General features: G+C 61.1%; 20 protein-coding genes. 6 read left to right on the forward strand and 14 right to left on the reverse strand.

Annotated elements, in window-relative coordinates:
• Positions 1 to 231: 231 nt before the first annotated feature.
• The 4 genes from ACILSE_RS09740 to ACILSE_RS09755 are packed head-to-tail and all read right to left on the reverse strand — an operon-like array spanning position 232 to position 4556.
• Positions 232 to 1800 (reverse strand): sulfatase, encoded by a 1569-nt coding sequence (locus tag ACILSE_RS09740; RefSeq protein ID WP_395717192.1) that lies wholly within the window; start codon positions 1798 to 1800, stop codon positions 232 to 234.
• A complete protein-coding gene (locus ACILSE_RS09745) occupies positions 1797 to 3116 on the reverse strand; it encodes a polysaccharide lyase 6 family protein (RefSeq protein ID WP_395717193.1) in 1320 nt (439 codons plus the stop codon). The genes ACILSE_RS09740 and ACILSE_RS09745 overlap by 4 nt, the downstream gene beginning before the upstream one ends.
• A complete protein-coding gene (locus tag ACILSE_RS09750; RefSeq protein ID WP_395717194.1) occupies positions 3113 to 3877 on the reverse strand; it encodes a hypothetical protein in 765 nt (254 codons plus the stop codon). The genes ACILSE_RS09745 and ACILSE_RS09750 overlap by 4 nt, the downstream gene beginning before the upstream one ends.
• Before the next feature lie 16 nt (positions 3878 to 3893).
• A complete protein-coding gene (locus ACILSE_RS09755) occupies positions 3894 to 4556 on the reverse strand; it encodes a hypothetical protein (protein ID WP_395717195.1) in 663 nt (220 codons plus the stop codon).
• Between the two features lie 90 nt (positions 4557 to 4646).
• On the opposite strand from ACILSE_RS09755, the gene ACILSE_RS09760 reads away from it, so the two are divergent.
• Positions 4647 to 6188, forward strand: a complete 1542-nt coding sequence (locus ACILSE_RS09760) for a hypothetical protein (RefSeq protein ID WP_395717196.1) — start codon at positions 4647 to 4649, stop codon at positions 6186 to 6188.
• Between the two features lie 6 nt (positions 6189 to 6194).
• Here ACILSE_RS09760 and ACILSE_RS09765 read toward each other — a convergent pair whose 3' ends face one another.
• The 7 genes from ACILSE_RS09765 to ACILSE_RS09795 all read right to left on the reverse strand — a co-directional run bounded on the left by ACILSE_RS09765 (position 6195) and on the right by ACILSE_RS09795 (position 14380).
• Positions 6195 to 7316 (reverse strand): hypothetical protein, encoded by a 1122-nt coding sequence (locus tag ACILSE_RS09765; protein WP_395717197.1) that lies wholly within the window; start codon positions 7314 to 7316, stop codon positions 6195 to 6197.
• Positions 7317 to 7373: 57 nt separating this feature from the next.
• Positions 7374 to 8597, reverse strand: a complete 1224-nt coding sequence (locus ACILSE_RS09770; protein ID WP_395717198.1) for a PQQ-binding-like beta-propeller repeat protein — start codon at positions 8595 to 8597, stop codon at positions 7374 to 7376.
• 53 nt (positions 8598 to 8650) lie between these two features.
• Positions 8651 to 10015, reverse strand: coding sequence for a Gfo/Idh/MocA family protein (locus tag ACILSE_RS09775; protein ID WP_395717199.1), 1365 nt, complete (start codon positions 10013 to 10015; stop codon positions 8651 to 8653).
• Between the two features lie 166 nt (positions 10016 to 10181).
• Entirely contained in the window at positions 10182 to 11771 is a 1590-nt protein-coding gene (locus tag ACILSE_RS09780; RefSeq protein WP_395717200.1) for an acyltransferase family protein, read from the reverse strand.
• Between the two features lie 49 nt (positions 11772 to 11820).
• Positions 11821 to 12669 carry an amidohydrolase family protein gene (locus tag ACILSE_RS09785; protein WP_395717201.1) on the reverse strand — a complete coding sequence of 283 codons (849 nt, stop codon included), beginning with the start codon at positions 12667 to 12669 and terminating at the stop codon, positions 11821 to 11823.
• Positions 12670 to 12678: 9 nt separating this feature from the next.
• Positions 12679 to 13587, reverse strand: coding sequence for a dihydrodipicolinate synthase family protein (locus tag ACILSE_RS09790; RefSeq protein ID WP_395717202.1), 909 nt, complete (start codon positions 13585 to 13587; stop codon positions 12679 to 12681).
• 10 nt (positions 13588 to 13597) lie between these two features.
• Entirely contained in the window at positions 13598 to 14380 is a 783-nt protein-coding gene (locus ACILSE_RS09795) for an SDR family NAD(P)-dependent oxidoreductase (RefSeq protein WP_395717203.1), read from the reverse strand.
• Between the two features lie 54 nt (positions 14381 to 14434).
• Here ACILSE_RS09795 and ACILSE_RS09800 point away from each other — a divergent pair, with 54 nt between their 5' ends.
• From ACILSE_RS09800 to ACILSE_RS09820, 5 genes are all read left to right on the forward strand, one after another.
• Entirely contained in the window at positions 14435 to 15796 is a 1362-nt protein-coding gene (locus ACILSE_RS09800; protein ID WP_395717204.1) for a neutral/alkaline non-lysosomal ceramidase N-terminal domain-containing protein, read from the forward strand.
• 93 nt (positions 15797 to 15889) lie between these two features.
• Positions 15890 to 17146, forward strand: coding sequence for an NAD(P)/FAD-dependent oxidoreductase (locus ACILSE_RS09805; protein ID WP_395717205.1), 1257 nt, complete (start codon positions 15890 to 15892; stop codon positions 17144 to 17146).
• Positions 17147 to 17204: 58 nt separating this feature from the next.
• Entirely contained in the window at positions 17205 to 17873 is a 669-nt protein-coding gene (locus ACILSE_RS09810) for a hypothetical protein (protein WP_395717206.1), read from the forward strand.
• Positions 17874 to 17911: 38 nt separating this feature from the next.
• Positions 17912 to 18583 (forward strand): response regulator, encoded by a 672-nt coding sequence (locus ACILSE_RS09815; RefSeq protein ID WP_395717207.1) that lies wholly within the window; start codon positions 17912 to 17914, stop codon positions 18581 to 18583.
• A complete protein-coding gene (locus ACILSE_RS09820) occupies positions 18580 to 19974 on the forward strand; it encodes a sensor histidine kinase (protein WP_395717208.1) in 1395 nt (464 codons plus the stop codon). The genes ACILSE_RS09815 and ACILSE_RS09820 overlap by 4 nt, the downstream gene beginning before the upstream one ends.
• Before the next feature lie 6 nt (positions 19975 to 19980).
• Here the strand turns inward: ACILSE_RS09820 and ACILSE_RS09825 are convergent, their stop codons facing one another.
• From ACILSE_RS09825 to ACILSE_RS09835, 3 genes are read right to left on the reverse strand one after another with little or no spacing between them, the layout of a single operon-like run.
• A complete protein-coding gene (locus tag ACILSE_RS09825; protein ID WP_395717209.1) occupies positions 19981 to 21399 on the reverse strand; it encodes a DUF1501 domain-containing protein in 1419 nt (472 codons plus the stop codon).
• On the reverse strand, positions 21396 to 22439 hold the full coding sequence (locus tag ACILSE_RS09830; RefSeq protein ID WP_395717210.1) for a 6-bladed beta-propeller: 1044 nt from the start codon (positions 22437 to 22439) through the stop codon (positions 21396 to 21398). Before ACILSE_RS09830 ends, ACILSE_RS09825 begins: the two co-directional genes overlap by 4 nt.
• Positions 22432 to 25401 carry a DUF1553 domain-containing protein gene (locus ACILSE_RS09835; RefSeq protein ID WP_395717211.1) on the reverse strand — a complete coding sequence of 990 codons (2970 nt, stop codon included), beginning with the start codon at positions 25399 to 25401 and terminating at the stop codon, positions 22432 to 22434. The genes ACILSE_RS09830 and ACILSE_RS09835 overlap by 8 nt, the downstream gene beginning before the upstream one ends.
• Between the last annotated feature and the right edge of the window lie 52 nt (positions 25402 to 25453).

The following is a 25453-nucleotide window of genomic DNA, read 5'->3' on the forward strand; positions in this document are numbered from 1 at the left end:
AAAAGATCAAACGCATGCAACGCGTGGCCACCCGGTATGACAAAACCGATGTTTCATTCATGGCTTTTGTCCTTCTTGCCATCTGCACTTTATCCCTCAGAAACCAATTTTAAAACACGCCCTAGGGAGTGCTAAAACGTAGGCTTCTCTCCTCGCAGCGGGGCTGGCCAGAGGCGCTTACGAAAGGTGCCGCCATTGATGGTGGGCAAGACGCCCGAGAGCTGACATGGCTTAGTTGTCGCCTTTCACTGGTTTGCCTGCGGACATCCACCACCGCTTCTCATTGAAGTCGGAATTTGGCGTGGGCAGCTTCGCGCCGGTGCGCTTGAGCCAGGCGTTGAGGGCGTTGGTGAGGTGCGTGGTCTTCTTTGGGCGGTCGATGGCGACGTTGCGCGTTTCGCAGGGGTCTTCGCGGAGGTTGAAGAGCTCGGTGCGCGGGCCGAGGACGAGTTTGCCGTAGGGTTTGTCGTCGGGCGTGAAGCCGGTGGTGTCGAGGTAGTCGCCGAACCAGTGGATGAGCTTCCAATCGCCCTCGCGGATGACGGCGCAGGGCGTGCGGCCGTAGTTCGTGGTGTAGGTGGGCATGTGCCAGAACAAGGCGGGTCGCTGGAGCGGACTGGTTTGGGTCAGTAGAGGGAGGAGGCTCTCGCCGTCTAAAGTAGTCATCTCGCTCCGTCGAGATGAACGGGGCGTGTTGCTGGCAGGCGGAGTGTCCGATGATTCGGTGGCGATGTTGGCTGGCGGAATCTTCGGCTCCTCTCGCGGAGCGAGAGGGCTACTTTGCGAAGCCGCCACACTCATAAACGTCGGATAAAAATCGACGGTATGCACCGGCACATCGCACTCACTGCCAGGCTTCACTTTGCCCGGCCAGCGCACGAGGAGCGGGACGCGGATGCCACCTTCGTAGGGCGAGCCTTTGCCTTCGCGGAGCGGGGCGTTGTCGGTCACGCGGGAGAGGCCGCCGTTGTCGCTGGTGAAGATGACGAGGGTGTTGTCGCTGAGCTTGAGCTCATCGAGTTTCGCGAGCAAGCGGCCCACTTCGTTGTCGAGATGCTCCAGCATGGCGAGGTAGTTGGCGATGGGGCACTCGCTGGAGCTGCCTTCATCGTTTGCCGACCGCTTGAAGCCTCGGGCGACATGCTTCGCGATCAAAGCCTCCGGGGCTTCCAGCTTCGTGTGCGGGCTGAAATGCGCGGCGAAGGCAAACCACGGCTTGCTGCGGTTCGCTTCGATAAAGCCGATGATGTCGTCGGTGATGGCGGTGACGGTTTTATCCTCGTGATGCTCATTGCCATTCGCCGGACCGGCGAAATCGAAGCCGTAGGAGTCAAAGTAACCTTCACGCTTCCGCAGGGCAGCGACGGCGTAGTTGTTCGCGATGTGCCACTTGCCGCTGATGCCCGTCGTGTAGCCCGCTTGGCGCAAAGTGGTCGCCAGCGTGGCCGTCTCCGGCCCCAGAGCATCCTTAGCCTCGGCGGAACGCATCGGTGCAAACGACGGCTCCTTCTCGTTCAGCACCTTGAATACACCCGTGCGAGCCCCGTATTGCCCAGAGAGAAAGGCGGCACGCGTCGGCGAGCACTGCGCATCCGCATACGCCTGCGTGAAGCGCATCCCTTGCGCCGCGAGACGATCCATGTTCGGCGTTTGCAGGTCTTTGTTGCCGTAGCAGCTCAGCGCATTCCATCCCATGTCATCGGCGAGGATGTGCAGGATGTTGGGACGCGGCTCCGCCGAGAATGACGAATGTGGAATGGCGAATGACGAAGCGATGAGTGTGAGGAGAAGGCTTTTCATGGCTCGAAGGTGTTTTTGGACTCATGCAGCTCCTTCGGCAGTTCGCCGATCGGGTCAGGGGCGATGTAGTTGAAGGCGCTGCCATCTCCCATGCCTGCGAACACATTCTCGCGCACGACGATATTCTCAGGCAGCAGTGGATACTCTTTGCGTGCGTAGATGCCGACGGCGATGCGCTTCTCACAATGCTCGAAGCGGTTGCGGGTGATGAGGATGTCGTGTGAGCGTCCGTAGCCGCCGAGAGCGTCGGTTTCGCCGTAGGTCTCCACGTCGGCGGCCATGAGGGAGATGGGCCAGGCGTAGTAGTCCTTCGGCTTTTTCAGGTTGCGGAAGATGTTTCCGATGAGGACATGGCCATCACCTTGCAAACGGACGCCGCCAGTGTTCTCGCGGCCTTGGCCGTCGAAGAGGTTGTCCTGCACGAACACGCGGCGAGCGGTGCGCAGGCATAGCACGCCCTGGCTGGCGATGAAGCGATTCTTTCGCACGACGATGTCGGAGGCCTTGAGCGTGATGAGTTCGTTCTCGCCGTCGCAGCGCTCGAAAATGTTTCCCTGGATGAGCGATCCTGTGGCAGCCGCACGCGAGCCGCTCCAGCCGATCTGGATGATCTCGTAGCCGTTTTGATCGTCGATCTTTGGTCGGTCGAGGAAGCGGTTGTTGAGCACATGCAGTTGTTGCAGCCCGTCCTTGGGCAGTTCCGCCGCACCGAGCATCTGCCCGATGTGCTTGAAGCCGCTGAAGGTGGAGTTCGACACGGTGTTTCCACGACCGCGCATGCTCATGAGCCAGAGATGCAGCTTCGGCCAGTCCGCAGGGTTCGTGGAGCCGCAGTTCTCAAAGCGCAGGCGGTTGAAGAGGCAGTGATTGGCCGGTTTGGCCTCGCCATTGCCCACGCGGAAGAGCACCTCGTTGTTCTTCGATACCGTCACACCTTGAAAAGCCAGATCATGCACGATGAGATGCTCGCCATGAAACGTCACTGCGGATTCGCCGGTGAAACTCACGCTGCCCGGCTTCTCGGGCCGGATGATGATCGGTTCCTCAGCCGTGCCACGACCTTCAAAGGTGAATCGTGCGTCCTTCCAAGCCGTGCCCGCGAGCACGAGCTGATCGCCCGGCTTGAGCTTACCAGACAAAGCGCGGACTTCGACGGCTGCGCGAGCCACATGCACCTCACCGCTGCCAAAGTCGCCGGATTCGATCTTCGCGAGTCGTGGATCAACCGGACGCTGAAGATCGAGGCGGAGCGTCTTCGGCAGTTCATCTGCCATGACGCACAAACTCCAAAGGCAGAGGCAAAGTGCGGCTCTCATGGCTTTGCGGCGGCATGGAGTTTCGCCTTGTTCTTCTCCCACTCGGCATTCGGCAGCGCCTGCCAAATGCGCAGCTTGCGAAAGCTGGCCTCCGTCCCCGCGCCGAGCATGAGGCTGTGTTTGGCGGTGCCGATGAGCATGTTGCTCAGTGTGATGCTTTGACCATCCAGCGTGCCGACAACTTCATCGCCTTGGATTTCGAGCACGACGGTGTGCCACTCGTTGAGTTTGATGGGCTTCAGCAGCTTCACGGTGGTGCCTTGCTCGCGCTGCTTTGTTGCTGGATTGATCCTCTCCGCGTCATACGGCGTCAAAAACAACCCGCCTTGGCCGAGGCTGAGCGAGATGACGTAGTCCTTCGCATCCGTAGCCTTCACAAAGAGTGAGCGATACTTCCGGCCCTCGTCTGGCACGTCGTTGAGGCGCACCTCGCACTGGATGATCACATTTTGAAACGGAAGGCCAAACGAGGCCGTGGCTGGATGGTTCGCGCCAGGTGTCTCGATGCCACGGAACTCGCCCTTCGCGATCTCCCAACGTCCACCTTTGCCACCCGTGGCGCTGCTGTAGCGCCAGCCGGTGAAGCCGCTCGCGAAGCCAACGGGCTTGCCGGAGAAGGGTGGAGGCGCTTGAGCGAAGTCCTCGCTGGCGAGGAGTTTGCCGCGCGTGGTCATGAGCGTGGCTGGATCTTCGGCTTTGGCGGCGAGACCGAGCGCGAGTGTGGCCACAAGAGCCAAAGAGGGAGCAAAAGGCAGAGTCATCGGCCGGGAAGAGGGTTCATTTTGCCGTCCAGATGCGCACGTCATCGAAAAGCACGCCGGGGCCGTTTACGGTGAAGTGAAAGCTCTGTTTGGTCTCGTGGGCGATGCCGGGTGACTTCAGTTCACCGGCCGGCTCATCGTCCATCGTCACACGGAGCACCTCGCCGAGGAGTTCGATGCGAACGGTGTGCCATTTTTTCGGCTCGACGACGCGATTCACGGCACTTCCGCGTCCGACGAGCAACTTGTCCGCCTCGGCCTTCTTTGCAGGTTCCTTGCGCAGCTCAAAGATGTCGTTTCGCATCACGCCCTCCTTGTCATCGCCGATGCGGATCTGCTTCGGCGCAAAGGCCACGCGGCAAATGTGTCCGGCATGCGAACCTTTGTGGTTCTTGTCATCGAAGACCGCGTTGAAGCCCGTGGAGCCATCCAGCATGAACTTGAACTCGACGATCACGTCCTTCATCGGCCTGTAAACGCGACCCACCGCGCCGTGGTCGTCCCGCGTCTGCCAGCCCTTCAAAACGCCGTTTTGCACGGCGAAGGACGGGATGAGCGGTTTCCACTCGCCGAGTTCAGAGCGCTCAAAGTCATCGCTGAAGATCAACTCGCCCTTCTGGGCCAGCGGTTCGGCTGCGAAGGCAGTAACGGCGAAAAACAGGAAGAGGAAGGGTTTCATGGTGTGGAGCGGAAACGCAGCGCGAGGCCTCACTTTGCCGCGAAGCAGTGGAAACGAGCCAAAAGGAGCCATTCGCGACGTTTCACCGTCATGCGCCGCACGCTTCTTTGTCTGTTCTTCACCGCCAATCTCGCCTTCGCCGAGAAGACGCTGCCGTTTTGGGATCTCGCGCATTGGGATGCATGGAATAACACCGAGCTGGTGCAGACGACGCCGCAGGCCGTCGCAGCGGGCACTTACACCGATCCGCAGTTCCCGGATGCGTCGATGGTGTTTCCATCGGTCTGGCGGGATGTGGCGAGTGGGCAGTGGCGGATGATTTACTCGATCAAGTGGAGTCCGTTCACGATCATGGCGGCGCAGAGCGAGGATGGCATCGCGTGGCGGCCGCTGCCCGTGCCGGATGCGCAGCCGGAGGGTGGAAAGCTTGCGCCGCATCATGTTTTCACCTTCACGCACGGCCAGGGCAGCGGCGTGTATCACGATCCCGTCGCGGCGGATGGTTTTGCCTTCAAGATGTTCGGTCGGCAGGATGCGGACGCTGTGTTTGAGCAGGCGCTGGCGGATGGAAAGCATCCGTGGCATGACATCGCGAAGCGTGAGGGCAAAAAGCGCTACATGAGCATGGCCGCCACGCTGGTCTCGAAGGACGGCCTGCACTGGCAGCTCAAGAAAGACGGCCAGTGGTCCACAGACGATTGGGAGCCGGAGCCGCCGGTGTTTTGTTTCTACCGCGAGAGCGATCGCACACATGTACTCACCGCACGTCCTGGCTGGGGTGATCGCCGACTCGTGCTGCGCGAGACTTCCGACTTCAAAACGTGGAGCGATCCGCAACTGCATCTGCAACCCGACGCGCTCGATGTGGACGGAGCCGTGGGCTTCTACGGCATGCGAGTGCTGCGCAGCGGTCCTGGCTATGTGGGCGTGCTCTGGACCTTCCGAAACTCCAGCAGCGTGCCGGTGAACAGCTACAACCAGTTTTTTGGCGACTTCGATTCGCAGCTCACCTTCAGCTACGACGGCCATCACTTTATCCGCGGCCAAAGGAAGCCGTTCATCGCGCTGAATCCCATTCCCGAGCATGGTTGCGCTCAAATCCGGCCCAGCAGCCTCGTCGAAGCGGGCGATGAGATCCGCATCTACTCCGAATCACACAAAGGTGCGCACGGTCGCGAACGTGCGGCGAAAAACGCGACGAAGGAGCCCACGAGTGCCGTCCTGCTGCACACGCTACGTCGCGATGGCTTCATGCACCTTCGCTCGCGTGGCGACTTTGCCCGCATTCAGTCGAAGCCGATGCTTTTGAAGTCCGCGCAGCTTTCCATCAACGCCGCCGCTGACTTCGGCGAGGTGCGTTTCCAGCTCACCGACATCAAAAGCCAGCCGCTGCCCGGTTACACCTTCGATGACTGCCTTCCGATGCGAAACGCGAACTCGCTCAAACACGCGCTGAAGTGGAAAAAGGCCGCTTTGGAGCCTCTCGTCGGCAAAATGGTCCGTTTGGAGCTCGAGTTCCGTCAGGCGAACCTCTTCGCCCTTTACGGCGACTGGCATTTCATCGATGCGCAGGACATGTGGCTCCTCGAAGACGGCAAACCGGTGCCGGGGAAGCGGTTTGATCATCCGTGATCGCAATCACGGAGCCACCAAGCCCCACGCACCGGCACGCAGTCCTTGCGCGCCGCCTTTGATGTCGGGCGGGGTGTATTGATGCACTTCCTGCCAGGTTTGGCCGCCGTCGGTGCTGCGTTGAATGTTCGTGCGCTGTGGATGGATGCTGAGGAGCGTTCCTTGGTCGCTGGCGATGATTTTGCCATCGGGCACGGCGGTGGGGAGATCACGCCAGGTTTGGCCGTCGGTGCTGACGCGGGATTTTTTGGCGCAGAGCCAGAACTCGCTGCCGACGACGCTCAAGGTGGCTCGCTGTGTGCCGGTGGCGTGCGGGCCGTCCCAAGTCTCGCCGTTGTCAGTGCTCGTCCAAGCATTCGCGGCGTCTTTGTCGGTCATCACGAGCAGCTTGCCGTTGCACTCGAGCGTGCCGCGACCGGTGGAGGCATCGAGGCCTTTCGGCGCGAGCCATTTCCAGGTCTTGCCCGCATCATCACTGGCGAAGAGGTTGCCAAACTTCGGGCCGGAGTCGCCGCGATTGTCACCAAGCGCGAGGAAGCGTCCGCTGGCATCGCCGCAATACACCGCGCCGACGTGATGCGTGCTCAGCTTGCCCCGTGGATCTCCTTTGAACGCGCCCCACATGCCGAAGGCATCGAAAGTCTTCCCGAAGTCGGACGTGGCGGTGAAGGTCATGTAGCCTGCGGTGACAAAAGTGCCTTTGCCTCCCGCAATGCCCCACGCGCCGGGCATCACGCGAGCATCGCCCTTGCCCTCCGGCAGCTTTGACGTGCCGCTGGTGAGATGACGCCAGTTCAGCGCATCATCGGAGGCCAAGTAAATCGTCGAGGCCCCCCAACCAACCGGCACGGCGAAGACACCACCCGTGTAAGCGACAGCCTTCGTGGCCCAAGGCCCATGATCCGCCCCCGACGCGGCGAAGAAGGTCTGCTTCCACGTCTTGCCATCATCCTTCGAGGTCAAAATGCGAGCACCATGCCCCACGACGACAAACGCACCGACCTTCGGCTGTGGTTTGAAGTCACCACCGAAAGGAATGGCTTCGCGGATTTTGACATCCTCCGGCGATTCATTCGCGGCGAAGGCAGTGACAGTGAGCAGGAAGGGCAAAAGTAGCGACTTTTTCATGAGCGAGGCTGTAACGCGCGGGCTGTCGCTTCTCTGACAGGCCGTGTTCAGGCCGTGTCACTCACCCACGCACCACAAAAACTCCTGCCGTGACGGGCTTGTCTTCGCGGAACGGAGGTAGATGCGGTTGTCGCAAATCGCGGGCGTGCTGAAGGATTCGTCGCCGAGGGCGTTTTGGCCGAGGAGGGTGAATTTCTCCGGCGTGGCGTCGAACACGGAGGTGACGCCGGCTTTGCTGGTGACGTAGATGCGTGTGTCGGCCATCACGGGCGAGCCGTAGAATTCGCGATCGACTTTTTCGTTCCAAAGTTCTTCACCGGTGGCGGATTTCCAGCACGTGGCGCGGCCGGCATCGCCGACGGCGAAGACGTGGCCGTTTTTCACGAGCATGGAGGGCACGTAGGTCTGCGTGACGTTTTCCCATGCGATCTTGCCGCTGCCGTCGGCCTCGACGGCCATGGTGTGGCGCTTTGGATAACCGCCGCCGAGGAAAACGCGGCTGCCGTCCGTCACCGCGGTCACGACGGTCTCCTCGGTGCTGCCGTCGATGCTCCAGAGCTTTTTGCCGGTGAGCGGATCGAAGCTCTCGACCTTATTGCAACCGGCGAGCACGGCCTGGACCTTGCCCGCGGCCGTCACGATGCCGGGCGAGGCATAATTTGCCACCGGCGGGCGATCCTGCTGCCACACGATTTCGCCGGTGAGTTTGTTGAGGCCAGTCATCTTTCCGCCGCCGCGATGATCGGCAGAAACAAGCACGATGTTTTGATAAATCACGGGCGAGGAACCAAAGCCCTGATGCACCTGAAAATCACACACGCGACGCTGCCAGAGTTGCTTGCCCTTCAAATCGAGCGCGGTGGCGAAAACAGCGCCGTTGTTGAGGAAGTTCACGTAGAGCCGCTCGCCATCGCTCACGACATCGGAAGAGGCCTGCGAGGAGATTTTGTGGCCCTTTGTGTTCAGGTTGCCGCGATGCACGATGGCCTCCCAGCGTGCTTTGCCGGTGGCACGATCAAAACTAAGCACGAGCTGCTCCTCCGTCTCCACATCCGCCGTCGCCAGCAGCACCTGATCACCGATGACAATCGGCGAACCATGCCCACGACCACGCACGGCGGCCTTCCAAACGAGGTTTTCGCTCTCGCTCCACTTCACCGGCAATTTTTGTCCCGGTGCTGCATGGCCATCACCGGTGGGGCCGCGCCAGGCGGGCCAGTCGGCAGCAGGGAGAGAGGATGTGACGATGATGGAGGCAAAGAGAAGTGCGTGGGTGTTCATGCGGACCGTGAATGAAAGCGCCATGTCTTGGAGGTTTGTGGCTGCGAAACGGCTCAAGAGATCCAGCCCGCTCGATACTGCTTGTCGAGCAGCGCGTTGGCGGACGGGGCGTTTTTGAAGGCAACGGTTTCATTGTCCCACTCAAGCCGCTGGCCGGCGTGGCGGATGGCGATCATGCCGAGTAGGCCGATCTCGCTCAATGCGCCGCCGTATTCGAAGGGCGAGCCCGCGGGACGGTTCGCGCGGATGGCATCAAGCCAGTCCTTGTGGTGATCGCCCTTCTCGACTCGCGGGAGTGTCTGCGGCGGCATGGTGAAGCCCTTCATCTTCGACTCGGGGATGATGCGCACGCCGCCCGCGCCGTGCGAGCCGTGCATGATCTTGCCTTTGTCGCCGATGATCACCGCGCCGATGCCAACGACCTTGCGCTTGTCCTCCTCCAGCTCCGGCGGCGTGGGGATGGTGCTCTCGCCATCGTGCCAGACGAGCTTCACGGGACCGCGGGAGCCTTTCCCCGCGAACTCGTAGGTGATGCGACTGCCTTTGGGATAATACGCGGCGTCTTTGACCGGATCATAGCCCGTGACCTCGGCGGTGATGGCCGTCGGCGCGCCGAGGTCGAGCGCCCAGTAGCTCGGATCAACGATGTGACAGACCCAGTCGGCGATGCATCCGTTTCCATAAGCACTGAAGCCACGCCAGGCGAAAGGCACCGCCGCCGGCTCATACGCGTGCTCTTTCAAGGGACCCATCCACAAACTCCAATCGAGCTCCTTCGGCACTTCGGCCGGCTGCGACGCTGGTTTGCCGATGCGGCAATACACATCGCGGAAGGCATCGCAGCCGGCGTGAATCTCGGTGATGTTGCCAATGGCTCCTGCCTGCACCATCTCGACAAACAGACGAATGGAGTGCGACGAATGCCCCTGGTTGCCGACCTGGGTGATGACCTTCTTTTCCAGCGCGGCCTTACGCATGCGCCGAACCTCCTTCACCGTGTGAGCGAGCGGTTTCTCGCAATACACATGCTTTCCGAGGTCGAGGGCTGGAAGGCAGGCCGCGGCGTGCGTGTGATCAGGTGTGGCAACGACCACTGCGTCGATGTCGTTGCCCATGGCATCGAACATTTTGCGGAAGTCCTTGAAGCGTTTTGCCTTGGGATGCTCCTCGAAACTTTTCGCGGCACGACGATCATCCACATCGCAAAGCGCGACAATCTCCTCGCCGGAGACGCCTTTCAAATCCACCGCGCCGCGTCCGCCGCAGCCGATCACCGCGATGCGAATCTTCTCCGAAGGCGCGCGCAAGCCATTCTGGGCACGAACGACATGCGCCGGGACGAATTGAAAACCGAACGCGGCCACTGCGGAAGTCTGGAGGAAAGCACGACGGGATGGGGAAGGTGTGAGATGGTTCATGCGCGCCATTAAACGAGCGCCAGGTCCGGATTCCTGCGTCGTGCTATGGCTTGTCGAGCCGCCCACGGGCGCATGGCGACCGTATCGAAGGGGTGTCGTCATCAGCATGCTTATTGCCCATGATGCGCGCCCGGACGTGGGGCGGGCGGGTTGCAAGACGAGGCTCCTATCTTGCGCCTGCACCCGCCTTCCGCCCGTTCAGCAGCGCTCCGACCCAGGTGGGGCGCACGAGCCACTCATAGCTCGCCAGCAGCACGGCAAAGACGCCGGCGAAGATCAGCGCGAATTTCACACCCGCGGCCCGCGGCCAGTCACGCGCCCAAAGCTGCGCGGCGACCACCAGCGGCAGATGCGCCACATACATACAGTAAGAAGCGTCCGAGAGATAGCGGGCCCATGGCCGCTGTTCCGACATGAAGCGTCGAAACAGTCCGATCATCGAGAAGCTCATCATCCAGACGTAGATGACTTGAAGCAAGATGGCGACGCCACGCAGCTTTGCGCCGCCATAAGTCACCGCGAGACCGAGGGGATACACGATGATCAAAGCGATGGGCAGTGCGAGCCACCAGCGGCGGCCCAGACGGCCCTCGTGGTCTTCGCTTTCGTAATACAGCGCGCCAAAACCAAAGAAGATGGCGTAGTAGGCCAGCAGGTGCGGCGGCGGCAGGATGCTGGATGACGTGTCCGGGCCGAAATTCGGCATGTCACGACCCATGAACCATGAAAGGACCCATGTGAGCGGCACCAGCCAGAGATAACGCAGGGATGAAGTGGGCCAGCGGCGTGGGCCGGGCTTCCACCCGATGCGATTCGCGATCCACGCGCACACGACGAAACCGGCCACCATCCAGCAGAGGAACCACAGGAACCAGAGATGGCTGAAGAGCGGCATCTGCGTCAAAAACAGCCAGAGCGCGAGCAAGGGACGCGGTTTGGCCTCCTGCGCGCCTCCGCCGAGCATGAGACGCACTTCCTCGCGCCCCTTCATGACCCTCTCCTTCTCAACCGGCACTTTCATGAGCTTGGCGATAAATTGCGTCACGCCCCAGTCCGCCAGCGTCGCTTCGAGCGCCGTCTCGCCGCGCTCATTCTTGATCTTGGGGTCGGCGCCGGCCTTTAGCAGATCGCGTGCGACACTTGCACGACCAAGAAACGCGGCTCCGTGCAGGGCGGTGCCGCCATCGCGGTTCGCACCGTTCGCATCAGCGCCTCGCTGCAACAGCAATTTCACCATCTCAACGCGCCCGAAGAGGGCCGCGTAGCTCAACGGCCTCACGCCGAGCGCTGGATCGGGCGCGTTCACATCCGCTCCTTCATCCATCAAACGGCGCGCGAGGTCATGATCTCCGGCCGCGCAAGCTTTCCACAAGGTCGGCGGTCCTTTGTCGGCGCTTTGCGCCTCGGTTTGCGCCGCGACCGCGCCCAGCCAGAACATCACCGGCACGATCGTCACAGTGCCGAGCAGGAGCGGCAGAAACACACGCTTAAAGCGGTGGGCGATCACCGCGCGCAGACCGCGCCGCCGCCACAGCATCGCGGTGAAGAAGCCGCTCAGCACAAAAAACAACGGCATGCGAAAGCCATGCACCGCGCTGACGAGCACCTGAAACACACCGCTCGTCCGCGAGTCCTGCACCATCCACGGCCCGCCGGTGAAGGACAGCGCCGCGTGCAACGCGATGCCCAGCAGCATCGCAAACGCACGCAGGGCATCGAGATCGTGGCGGCGGCTGGAGACAGGCGGGAGGTCCATGAGGCACTCTGCTAAACTGCCGTGCCGCGCCGAGGTTTCGTGCTTGTTTTCACGGTTGCAGGCCGAGCAGCTTCAAACTGTCGCGATGGATCATCGCCTCGATATGGTTCAACTCCAGACGCGGCAGCTTCGTGCCTTCGAGCATGTCGTTGAGCTTGCGGAGTCCGTCGATGCTCGCGTTCACCGTGGTGAAGGGAAAGTCCGTGCCGAAGAGCACCTTGTGCCACACGCCGTATTCCTGCGCGAGCATGAGCGAGTTGTAGAGCTGCCACGGGCGGTAATGCAGCGCGCTGACATCCGCGAAGACGTTCTCGTGCTTCCGGATCGTCACCACGCACTCGCCCTCATACGGATGACCGAGATGCGCGAGGATGATCTTCACGCCCGAATGCTTCACGGCGACCGGCTCGATCAAACGTGGCAGCGTGAAGGCCAGCGGCGCCTGCGCGATGAAGGTCGTGCCCATGTGCAACAGCACCGGCAGGCTGTTTTTCTCCGCATACTGCCAAAGCGGCTCCAGTTTCGGATCATCGGGGCTGAAACCGGCATACATCGGCAGCAGCTTGATGCCTCGGAGGCCGAGTTCTTCGCACCCGACGCGCATCTCGCGTTCCCAGCCCTCCTGCGTCGGATCGATCGACATGAAGCCGATCAGCCGCTTCGCATCCTTTGCCACATAATCGGCAACGGTCTTGTCATCGACCCACAGGCCGCTCAGACGTGCCTTCCCGCCGAAAACAATCGTCGTGGTGTCCTCGGGAGCCGATGCGCGATAGGCCTCATACGTCGCGCTCATGTCCACCTTCACCCCCGGCCGCGCCCGACCGGCTTGCGTGATGAAATCGTCGGAAAAGTCGGCAGGAAAGTGCCAGGCGTGGGAATGGACGTCGATGATCATGGCTTTAAATCAATGTGCTGCCGCAATCATGCGATCAAACTGACGCTCGACTTCGCGAGTCGTCTCGGCATCGAGTTTGAAGCCTACCGGGCCACGCACGAGCGTGTTTTTGAAGATGCCCTGCCGTTTCAGCAGATGCTTCTCCACGGCCAAAAAGCCATCCAGGCTTGTCTGCATTGAAACCAGCGCCGCCAGTGGCCCGTGAATGCGATCCGCCTTTTCCGTGTCACTGGCTTCCAGCGCCTTCCAAAGCGGCACGAGGCCACGAATCAAATCCGCGCCCGGCATCGTGCCCACCACGCCCCGCTTGAACGAATCCACCAGCGCGATGCCGCCCGTGCCCTCAAACACGCGTGCCAGCCCCTTCGTCGCATCCCGCAGCTCGCTCAGCTTCGGCCCGATGGGGCTCGCCTCCGGCTTGTATTGCACGCGCTCCGGCCCAAACTCCTCCAACAGCCGCGCCTGCATCGCAATCGGCATCGGCTTGCCCACATACCCGCTCGCATCCTGCACGATCACCGGGATGCGGATCGCCTCAATGATGCGCGTGTAATACGCCAGCAACTCACTCTCGCCGATGCCGATGGAAACCGGCGGAATCGCCATCACCGCATCCGCGCCAACACTTTCCGCATGCTTTGCATACCGCTCCGCCACCTTCGACGACTCCGCGCCCACACTGATCACCACCACACCGCGGTCCTTGCCGAATTTGCACGCGGCGGCGGCGAGTTGTTCGCGCTCCTCGCTGTCGAGGCGCAGTGTTTCCGACACCATCGCCATCACGATCCCGTTCGACCCACAGTCGTAAAGCCACGCGATCTCCTTTTCGAGCGTGTCGAGATCGAGCGTCTCATCTTCAAGCCAAGGCGTCTGAAAAACCGGCAGGACGCCGCGGAGTTCGTGTTTGTTCGTCATAGTTCAAAATTCACCAAAGCAGCTTACCGCCATCCAGCACCAAAACACTGCCCGTCATGAAGCTGCTGGCCTCGCTGGCCAGATACAGCGCGAGCGGCCCGATCTCCTCCGGTCGGCCCCAGCGGCCCATGGGGATGCTACTGGCGACTTCGCCTTCAAACTCGGGCTTTTCGCCGATCCAGCGGCGGTTTGCATCGGTCAAAAACGGGCCGGGGGCGATGGCGTTCACGGTGATGCCATGCACGGCCCAATCCGCCGCCACGGCCTTCGTGAACATGGCGAGCGCGCCTTTCGAGGCCTCGTAGCTGCGACCTCGCATTGCCTTGCCGGGCCAGAGCGCATTGATGGAGGCGATGTTGATGATGCGGCCCCATTTTCGCGGGATCATCGCTCCACCGAGGCATTTGGTGAGGATGAAGGCCTGCGTGAGGTTCAGGTCGATGATCCGCTGCCAATCCTCCAGCGCCAGATCCTCCGTCGGCGTGTTGATGCGGCGACCGCCCACGTTGTTGATCAGGATGTCGATGGGCGCGTGCTCTTTCAGCACGACATCGCAGAGGCGCTCGGCTTCTTCCGGCTTCGAGAGATCGGCCTGGATGGCGGTGACGCTGCACGATGCATCGAGGGTCATAGACTCGCAGGCCCGCCTCAGGTTTTCCTCGTTGGTTCCCGTGATGATCACCTCCGCGCCCGCCTCGCTCAAAGCTCGCGCCATCTCCAAACCGAGTCCGCGTGAGCCGCCGGTGATCAAAGCACGGCGGCCGGTGAGGTTGAAGCGATCCAGAACAGACATGGAAACATGATCGGCGCGGTGAAGGGAGTCTTTCAAGCACGGCGTATCCTCATCATGATCGCAAGACTGTTTTTCTGCCTCTTCCTCGTTCTCCAAGCCCAAGCCGGTGACTTCCGCGTCGGCGCTGCAAAGGTGGACATCACGCCGAAGGACGGCACGCCGCTCGGTGGTTACTACAAGTTTCGCGGCTCCGCGGGCGTGCTAGATCCGCTTTATGCGAAGACGATTGTCATGGAGAAGGACGGCACGCATGCCGTGATCATCGTGCTCGATCTCTCAGGCACCGTTCGGCCCATCGTGGCGGCCGCGAGAAAGCTCATCCAGGAACAATGCGGGATCGAGGGGGATCATGTCATGATCTCCGGCACGCACACGCACACCGGGCCGCAGCAGCCGCGTGATTCGATGATGGATGATATCACAAAGGTGAATTCGCCGCCTGGCGTGGCCTACATCAGTTCTCTGCCCGGCCTTATCGCCGACTCGGTCAAACAGGCAAAGGCAAAACTCGCGCCGGTGAACGCGTCGATTGCCATCGGCAGGGCGGAGGGCATCAGCTTCAACCGCCGCATCCTGCGCGAAGGACAAAAAGAGGCGATCTGGCAGCCACAAAAGCTCACACCGCAGGACCGGCCTGCGGGTCCTGTCGATCCCGATGTCGGCGTGCTTGTTTTTGAAGCGGGGGACAGGCCCGTGGCCTCGCTGCTGAACTTCGCCATGCATCCCACTTCCGTCGGCGGTGGTGTGAAAATCTCCGCGGACTATCCCGGCGTCTTCACACGGCTCGTCAGCGAGCGACACGGCAAGGAGATGATCTCTGTCTTCGCGAACGGCTGCTGCGGCAACATCAACCACACCGACTACATCACGGGCAAACGCCGCACCACCCTCGAGCTCGGCACCGCGCTGGCCGATGCCGCCGATGCGGCGTGGCCAAACTTGAAGCGCATCGACGCTTTCAAGCCACGTGTCCGCTCCGAGCAGGTCACGCTCAAGCGTCGCAGCTTCACCGAGGCGCAGATCGCCAAGGCGAAGGACATGGCGGCAAACATGTTCACGAAAAACTTCGGCACCGTGCCGATGGCGGAGACGGTGTGCATCCTCGAAACTCTCGACAAGAAGGACAAGCCTCTGCTCGCCGAGGTGCAGGTCATCGCCATCAGTAACGACGTGGCCGTCGTCGCGCTGCCCGGCGAAATCTTTGTCGAACTCGGCCTCGTGCTCAAAAAAGCCTCGCCTTTCAAGCACACGCTCATCGCCGAACTGGCGAACGGCAGCATCGGCTATGTGCCGAACAAAGAAGCCTATCCGCAGGGCAATTACGAGATTGTCAGCGCCCGCTGCGAGGCAGGTAGCGGCGAGAAGCTCGTCAAGGTCGCGCTGAAACTGCTGGGAGAAGTGAGCGAGACGCCTTGATCTCCATCGCCGCCCGGCATGGATGCGATGCTGAAATGGTATTGTGAGCATCGGCGTCGATGACGAATTTGCGTGCGTATTACTCAAGTCATCATGAACAGCCATCACGACGTTCTCATCATCGGCGGCGGGCCTGCAGGCACGAGCACCGCCTCACTCCTGGCGGAATACGGCCACAAGGTTCTCGTCATCGAGCGGGAGAAGTTTCCTCGCTACCACATCGGCGAATCGTTGATCCCTTTCACCTTCGGGCCGCTGGAGCGGCTGGGACTCATCCCGACGATGAAAAAGAGCCATTTCACGAAGAAGTACAGCGTGAGCTTTGTGCAGCCGGACGGGAAGCGCTCACAGCCCTTCTATTTCTTCAATCGTTATGACCGCGAAACCGTCGCGCAGACCTGGCAGGTGTTGCGCTCGGAGTTTGACCTCATGCTAATGAATCATGCCCGTGCGAAAGGCGCGGAGGTGCGTGAAGAGACGACGGTAACAAAGCTGCTCAAGGACGACAGCGGCCGCGTGATCGGTGTCGAGGTGCAGACGAAGGAGGGCGAAAAGCAGCACCTGCTGGCCAAGCTCGTCATCGACGCCTCGGGCAAGGAAGCCTTTTCGACTCTCCGCGAAGGCTGGCGCGTGAAGGATCCCTACCTGAACAAGGTGGCCGTCTGGACCTACTACAAAGGCTCGAAGCGCGAAGCCGGCATCGACGAAGGCGCGACCACCATCGCCTTCGTACCGGACAAAGGCTGGTTCTGGCACATCCCGCAGCATGACGACATGGTGAGCGTGGGCGTCGTCGCCGAGGGCAAATATCTCAGCCGTGATGGAGTCAAAGATCCGAAAGCCATGTTTGAACGTGAGATCCGCGAGAACAAATGGATCGAGGAGCATCTCTCACAGGGCCAGTCCACCGGCCAGTATTGGATCACGAGCGAGTACAGCTTCCATTCGAAATTCGGCGCCTCGTCGGGTCTTCTGCTCGTCGGTGACGCGTATGCGTTCCTCGACCCGGTTTTCAGCAGCGGCGTGATGCTGGCGCTGAAAAGTGGCGTACTGGCCGCAGACGCGGTACACGCGGCGCTGAAGGCCAATGACGTGTCGCCTGAGCGATTCGCGGAGTATGGCCGCCTTATGCGCGAAGGCGTCGAGAACATGCGAAAGCTCGTCTATGCCTTCTACAACCCGAACTTCTCCTTCAAGGACGTGGTGATGAAGTATCCCGACGCCGGCAATGAGATCACCGACTGCCTCAGCGGCGACGTGAACAAGGACTACTCCTCCTTGTGGACGAAGATCCGCGAGTTCGCTCCGCTGCCCGATTCGCTGCCCTATGGCATGCCGATGGCGGCGTGAAGATGAAAGCCTTTTCATTAGGCATGGCGGCATGCGGAGGCATGTTTGGCCCGCCGCCATGAACACGAAACTCTTCCTCGTCACTGCCATTCTCACCTCCCATGTCGTGGTGAATGCCCGCACATGGACCTCCACCACAGGCCAGACGGCCGAAGGTGATTTCGTCAAAGTTGATGGGGCGAATGTGGTGTTGCGAATCGCAAATGGCACAAACACGTCATTTCCCATCACCCGCTTGAGCGAGGCTGACCAAGCCTTCATCAAAACACAAACTGGAGCCGCGCCGGCGCCGGCATCAATAACTACATCAGCATCCACCACTTCTACTTCGAGTTCTTCGAAGGCGAAAACTGAGGAAAAACAAGGTGGCGGCAAAGAAGCCTCCAAGACCCAGCTCATCGGCACCTGGGACGGCTACATGGCCGATAGCGACGGCTCAAAGCACGGCGACATCCGGCTGGTCATCACCGAGGATAAAATCACCGCTTCGAATCCGCAGGGCAATCGTGAGATGGGCGCGGGCACTTACAAGATCAGCGGTCGCCGCATCGATGCCACAGGGACCGAGGGCCAGTTCGCGGGTAAAAAATACGAGGGCATCTTCGATCTCGACGGCAAGACGCTGAAGTGGTGCTCGGCGAATGACAATCCGCGCTCGCAGCGTCCCGACAAACTTCAAACGAACCCGCAGGTCGGCCAGTTCCTGATGGTGTTGGAGAAGAAATAACCGTTTCGCGGCCTGCATCGCCGCGTTTCTTCGCTCTCATGCGCCTGCTCGTCGTCGAAGATGAAACCAAGGTGGCCCGTTTCATCGAACGCGGGCTGCGCGAGGAGGGCTTCCATGTGGAAACAGCCGCGGACGGCGAAACCGGCCTCACCAAGGCCCGCAGCGGCCAGTTTGACCTCATCATCCTCGACGTGATGCTTCCAGAGCGTGACGGCTTTTCCGTGCTGAGGGAGCTGCGCGCCGCGCACGTCTGCACGCGTGTGCTGATGCTCACCGCACGTGACGGGGTGGGCGACCGCGTGCAGGGGCTCGATCTCGGCGCGGATGATTATCTCGTGAAGCCTTTCGCTTTCGCCGAGCTGCTCGCGCGAGTGCGTGCGCTGCTACGGCGCAGCAGCACGGAGGACGCCGTGCTGCTCCACGCCGCCGATCTGCAGATGGATGTGCGTGCGCGCCGTGTGACACGCGGCGGGAGGCTGGTGACGCTCTCCGCGAAGGAGTTCGGCGTGCTCGCTCATCTGCTGAGCCGTGCTGGAAATGTCGTCACACGGACGGAGCTGGCGGAGACCGTTTGGGAAGAGCTGCCCAACACCCCGAGCAATGTCATCGAGGTCACCGTTTACCATCTGCGTGAGAAGATCGATCGTGGCTTTAGTCCCGCGCTCATCCAAACCGTGCGCGGCGCGGGCTATCTGCTGCAAAAACCATGAGATCTCTTCGCGGCCGCCTTTTTCTGAGCTTCCTCGCCCTGCTGACGGCGGGAATGATGATCTTCGGCGTCATTGTGTGGCTCGTCGCACGTGAGGCGATGATGAACGATGTAGACGACTTTCTGCGCTCAAAGGCCATGCTGCTCGGACGAATGGTGAATCCCATTCGTCTGCGCATCGAACCATGGATCGAGCAGGACCTGCAGGTGCAGGAGCGCCATTTCATGCTGCAGGTGTTTGATGGTAGCGGTGCCTTCCGAGGCAAGTCGAGCAACCTCGCCACGTCGATTCCTCTGAGCGACGAGGTGAAGCGGTCCGAGCATCCTGCTGGCAATGCGGTGATCGAGACCATTCACTGCGATGGCCGAGCCTACCGCGCCGCCACCCATCCTCGTCGGGACATGTGGGGCGAGCCCGTGGTCATTTATGCCCAGGCGCTCATGCCGCTGGACCACGTGCTCGCACGTGAGCGCCGCTTGCTTGCGTGGCTGCTGACTTGTGGCGCGGCGATGCTCATCGCCGGTGGCATTGCCTCATGGTATCTCAGTCGGCAGTGGCTGCGCTCAGTCGCCTCGATGGAAGAAGCCGCTCGCGGCCTGGCCAGTGGCGAGCTTGGCATCCGCCGGCTCTTTGTGCCCTCGGATGACACCGAACTCGCGGCGTTGGCCAAAGCCTTCAATCAACTCATTGATCGCCTTGAGGCCTCGTACATGACCCAGCAGCGCTTCACTGCGGATGCCTCACACGAGCTGCGCACGCCGCTCACCGTGCTGCGCGGCGAGATTGAAGTCGCCCTGCGCAAACCTCGCAGCGCTGAGGAATACCGCGACGTGCTCGTGAGCAACAAAGAGGAGATCGAGCGCCTCTCCCGCCTCACCGAGAACATGCTCGCGCTCGCGCATGTCGATGTCGGCGATGCCATCACGCAGCGTGAACTCGTCAATGTGAGCGAGATCTGCTCCACGGTGATCAATCGCCTGCAAAACCTCGCCGCTGAGCGCCAGATGATCATCCAACACGAGGACACGACCACCGAGCCACTCAGCGTGAATGGCGACCGCGTCGCGCTGGAGCGTGTGATCTTCAATCTCGTCGAGAACGCCGTGCGCTACTCGCCCACGGGTGAAAACGTGACCGTGCGCATGTCCAAAGCGCCGCCGTGGATTGAAATCCAGATCATCGACAGCGGCGGTGGCATCGCACCCGAGCATCTGCCGCATTTGTTCGAGCGCTTCTACCGCGTGGACAAGGCGCGCTCGCGCACTCACGGCGGCAGCGGTCTCGGCCTGTCCATCGTGAAGGCACTCGTTGAAGCCCACGGTGGCAGCGTGGGCGTCAGCAGCGAAGTCGGTCACGGCAGCACCTTCACCGTGCGGTTGCCCGCAGCGTGATGCGACTTACACCAGAATGTCCTTCACCACCTTCGTCGGCTCAACGCCGGTGAGTTTGAAGTCGAGGCCTTGTGCACGGAACGTGAAGCGCTCGTGGTCGATGCCGAGCTGGTGCATCACGGTGGCGTGCAGATCGCGCACGTGCACCGGATTCTCGGCCACGTTGTAGCTGAAGTCATCCGTCGCGCCGTAGGTGGTGCCAGGTTTGATGCCGCCGCCGGCCATCCACATCGTGAAGCAGCGCGGATGATGATCACGACCCGCCTCGGGGCTGTCCCACTTGCCTTGACCCGCGACACCGCGACCGAATTCGCCGCCCCAGAGCACCAGCGTCTCGTCGAGCAGGCCGCGTTGCTTCAAATCTTTGATCAAAGCCGCGCTCGGCTGATCCGTGTCGCGACACCGCGCGGTGCACCAGCTCGGCAAACGGCTGTGATGATCCCAATCGGGATGAAAGAGCTGGATGAAGCGCACGCCGCGTTCCGCGAGGCGTCGCGCGAGGATGCAATTCGCCGCGTAGCTGCCCGCACGCCGCGAATCGGGCCCATACATCTCGAAAACATGATCCGGCTCGTCGCTGAGGTCGGTGAGCTCCGGCACGCTGGCCTGCATGCGATAGGCCATCTCATACTGACGGATGCGCGTGGTGATCTCCGGGTCCTGCGTTTGCTCAAATCGCATCTGATTGAGCTCCGCGAGGCCGTCGAGCATGCCACGGCGCAAATGACGCGGCAGGCCTTCAGGATCGCTGAGATACAAAACGGGGTCCTTCGAGTTCCGCAGCTTCACGCCTTGATAACGCGACGGCAGAAAGCCGCTGCCCCAGTAGTGGTCGTAGAGCGGTTGATCGCTCGGGCGCTGCATCTTTGAGATGAGCACGAGGTAGTCCGGCAGGTTGCGATTCACGCTGCCGAGGCCGTAGCTGATCCACGCGCCCATGCTCGGACGGCCCGGAAGCTGATGCCCGGTCAAAAACTGCGTCATCGCCGGTGCGTGGTTGATTTGATCCGTCGTCATCGACTTGATGAAGCACAAGTCATCCGCCACGCCCTGCAAATGCGGCAGCCATTCGCTGATCGTCGCGCCGCTCTGGCCGCATTTCGCAAATTTCGTGATGCCCGGCAGGATGAGCTGCTTCTGGTTCGCCGTCATCGTCGTGAGCCGCTGACCCTGGCGCACGCTTTCCGGCAGTTCCTTGCCCGCCCACTGCATCAGGCCCGGCTTGTAATCAAAAAGCTCGATCTGCGACGGCCCGCCTGATTGCGTGAGAAAAATGACTCGCTTCGCCTTCGGCGCAAAATGCGGCAGCGAGGGCAAGCCGATCGTTTCCTGCCCCATCGCATGCAGAGCCATCGCGCCGACGGAAACGCCGGTGCATTGGCCGAGGAAATAGCGGCGGGTGGTGTTGAGAGGTCCGTCGTTCATGATTCGCGATGCAGTTTGTAAGGGTACACATTCCCGCTGTTCCACTGGCATACATACAGGTCGCCCTGCGTGTCCACGCAGACGTCGTGGCAGTTGTTGAAGACCGGCTGGTCCTGCAGCAGCACCTTGAGGCTGTCGTTTTCATACTCGGGTGCGTGACCGCCGGGATTCGAGATCACTTTGTCATTCGCATCGAGGATTGTGACGAACCCGCGACTCTGCCACATGCGGTAGTCGTTCGGTTTCGCGCCAAAGCAGACGCCGGAATACAGATTCGTGCCGTGGATGACCGGTCGGCTCACATACGCGCCGGGCAGATACACACCACGGACATGCGTGCCATCGAGCTTGAACCAGTTGAACTCGTTGCGGACGCGTTCGGTGACGACGAGCAGCGGCTCGCCGCCACGCGAGTCGATGGCGACACCATGCGCCTGCATGAACTTGCCCGGATTCGTCGGCTGCGTGCTCTTGCCGCCGAACTTCGAGATGAATTTGCCGCTCTTGTCGTAGCGCAGCACGTATTGGGAGCCGTAACCATCCGCGACGTAGATGTCGCCATTCGGCGCGACGGCGCTTTCAGTCGGCGCGTAGGCCTCGCTTGGCTTGTAGATGCCTGCTTTGACGGCGTGGGGCAGTTCGAGCACGATCTGGCCATCGAGTGTGGCTTTCACGACGCGCCCGCTCGTATCGCAGATGTAGAGATGACCGTCGTGGAAGGTCAAACCGTGCGCGCCATTCATGCCGAGCGTCCACTGGCCGAGCAGAGCGCCCTTCACGTCGTAGATGAGCACATTGTTCTGCTTGTGATTCGTGAGCAGGAACAAGCGACCATCCGGCATCTGCACCATCTCATGGCAATCCTTCACCGGCGTCTTTGCGGCGTCCGCCTGGCTCCACAGCTTGTCCACGCGATAACGATGCGTGCCATGACCGATGATCGCGCCGTGAAACTCCGGCGCGGTTTTGGCGAACGTTTTCACGAATGGAGCCGCGAGCACGGCGGTGGCGATAAAATGGCGGCGGGTGGGCTTATTCATGCGTGATGGCTTCGTCGAGGTTGAAGACCAGAGTGGCCACGAGGGTGTGCGCGGCCAGTTCGGGTGTGGTTTGGCGTTTGCGGGCATCTTCGGGATGCTGGCGGTAATGATTCAAGGCGCGGTCGAGCTCGCGTTGCAGCACGGCGATCTCTTGAGCGGTCGGTTGGCGGCTCAAAATGGCTTCGTAGAGCTTGGTGAGCCGTTCTTCCGGCTTTGCGGCCAGCAGACGCTTCGCAAGGGCTTGGGAGGCCTCTTTGATCGTCTCGTCATTGAGCAGCGTGAGGGCTTGGAGCGGTGTGTTGGTTCGATTCATGCCCACCTCGCACACGCGACGCTGTGCGCTGTCGAAAAGAAACGTCGGCGCGATGCTGCGACGCCAGAAGGCATACAACGTGCGGCGATACTGCGCCGCTCCCTGGCTCGGCTCGTAAGTGAAGCGGCCCATGAAAATCTCCTCCCACACGCCTTCGGGCTGATGCGACCGCACCGGTGGTCCACCGAGCGCACGATTCAGCAGGCCGGAGGAAGCGAGCGTGGCATCACGGATCATCCACGCGGGAAGGCGGAAGCGCGGGCCTCTCGACAAAAGAAGATTGGACGGATCAGACGGATCGGTCCGATCAGATGATTGCTGATACGTTTCACTCGTCACGATGGTCTTGATGAGGCGTTTCACATCCCAACCGTTCTCCATGAAATCGACGGCGAGCCAGTCGAGCAGCTCGGGATGTGTGGGGCGCTGGCCTTGCAGGCCGAAATCATCGGGTGTGCGCACCAAACCAGCGCCGAAAAGCATCTGCCACACATGATTGACGAAGACGCGGGCCGTGAGCGGGTTCTCCTTCGACGTGATCCACTTTGCGAGGCCGATGCGGTCCTTCGCGAGTCCTTCTGGCCAGGGCGCGATGGCCGCAGGCACGCCACGCGGCACCACATCGCCCTTTTTATCCCAAACGCCTCGAAGGAGCACATGCGTGTCGCGCGGCTCCTTGCGCTCAGCGAGGACCATGACGTTCAATTTACCTGCGGCGGTCTGCACTTCCTTGAACTGCGCATTCGCACGATCCAGCGAGGCCTTCGCGAGTTGATACGGCTCATGATCTTCCAAAAACTGCGCCATGAGCTTCACGCGATCGATTTCGCCCTTCGCGAGCTTTTCGAGCGGCGTAGGGCCGATTTCGCGCACGGCGGGCCCGGCCTGATCCGTCGCGGAAAGCCGGAATTTCGCGATGTTCGCATCGCCATTCGTCGAACGATGTCGCAGCTCGAAAATGAGTTCTTCATCGCCTTCGAGAACCAGCGGCTCGGCGAGGCCGTAGAGCGCGGTGTGAGGCTGATCTTTGGGAAACCCCTTCGTGGTCCAGCCATTGCGCGGATCATCATCGAGCGTGCCTTTCACATCGCCATACTCGCGGGCCTTGCCTTCGATCTTCGTGTCGGACACGGCGCTTTTGACGGCGATGTCGCGGATCTGCGAGCTGCCTTTACGGCGCACCTGAACCTTGATGTCGGTGAGGATGAACTCGCCTGACTTGCCACGCGAGAGCACGCCGCTTTGTGGCAGCACCTCAAGCTTCAAACCGGTGAGGCGCGGCAGTTTGGGGCTGGCAATGAGCCGGTAGTCATCCTGCTTCGGATTCGGTCCGCTGGCGGTGACGATGCCATCCTTCGTTTGAGCCAGCTTGGTGCCTTCCTGCGACTCCACCGAGCCCAAAATGATCTTCCAGGCGCTTTGATCGGGCTTCACCTGCTTTTGCTGCTGCTCCAACCACTTCGCGAAGGGCTTCTCCGCGTCGGCTTTGGCCTTCGCTTCGATGGGTTTGCGTGCCTCGACGAGCTTTTGCGATTCCTCGACGGCGCGCTTTGCATGCGGCGACTGGTAGCTCAGATAGGGCTTCGCATTCGTGCCGGCCGCGCCGTCCTCGTCGATGCTGTTGAAGAAGGCATTGAGCGCGTAGTAATCGTGGTGCGAGATGGGATCAAACTTGTGCGAGTGGCACTGCGTGCAGCCGAGCGTGAGGCCGAGCCAGGTGGTGCCCATCGTGTTCACGCGGTCGATGACGTAGTCGATGCGGCTCTCCTCCTTGTCACGACCGCCCTCGCCATTCGTCATGTGATTGCGGTGAAAGCACGTGGCGATCTTTTGCTCCGGCGTGGCATTCGGCAGCAGATCCCCCGCGAACTGCTCCAGCGTGAACTGGTCGAAGGGCTTGTTCGCGTTGAATGACTCGACGACGTAGTCACGCCAAGGCCAGTTCGTGCGCGTGGCATCGGATTGGAAGCCGTCGGTGTCCGCGTAACGCGCCGCATCAAGCCAGAACATGGCCATGCGTTCGCCGTAGTGCGGTGAAGCCAGGAGAGAGTCCACATAGCTATCGTAGGAAGACAATGAGACCATCGGATGAGGAGACAATGAGCCAGGTGCTTTGCCGGCCTCCTTGTCTGATTGTCCCCTTGTCTGATTGTCTTGCGCAGGCGGCAGCCCCGTGATGTCGAAAGCCAGCCTCCGCCTCAAAGTATGCTCCGCAGCCCGCGGAGAGAGCTTCAGGCCTTCCTTTGCAAGGCGTGCCTTCACGAAGAAATCCACCGGATGGCCTTCGGTCTTCGCTTTGACGGGTTTTTCGAAGGACCAGTGTTTGCCCCAAGCGGCACCTTCTTTGATCCAGCGCTGCAAAAGAGCCACCTGCTCGGCTTTGAGCTTCGGTTTGTGAGACTTCGGCGGTGGCATGACCTCATCGGGATCGTCGGTGAGGATGCGCTTGATGAATTCGCCCGATTTCAGCACCTCGCGGGCCCCTTCTTGCGTGTCGAGACGCAGATCGGCTTTGCGATGCGAGGCATCTTGCCCGTGGCAGCTCAGGCAGTTGTCCGAAAGCAGCGGCAGCACCTCGCGACTGAAGCTCACCGGCTCCGCGAGAGCGGCGGTGGTCAGAAAGGGCACAAGCAGCAGGGATTTCGTCATGCGGGACAACATGAACAGACCAACGCTTCTGAACATGCAAGGTGCGTGCATC

It is taken from the genome of Prosthecobacter sp. (genome assembly GCF_044236155.1).
GTDB lineage: Bacteria > Verrucomicrobiota > Verrucomicrobiia > Verrucomicrobiales > Verrucomicrobiaceae > Prosthecobacter.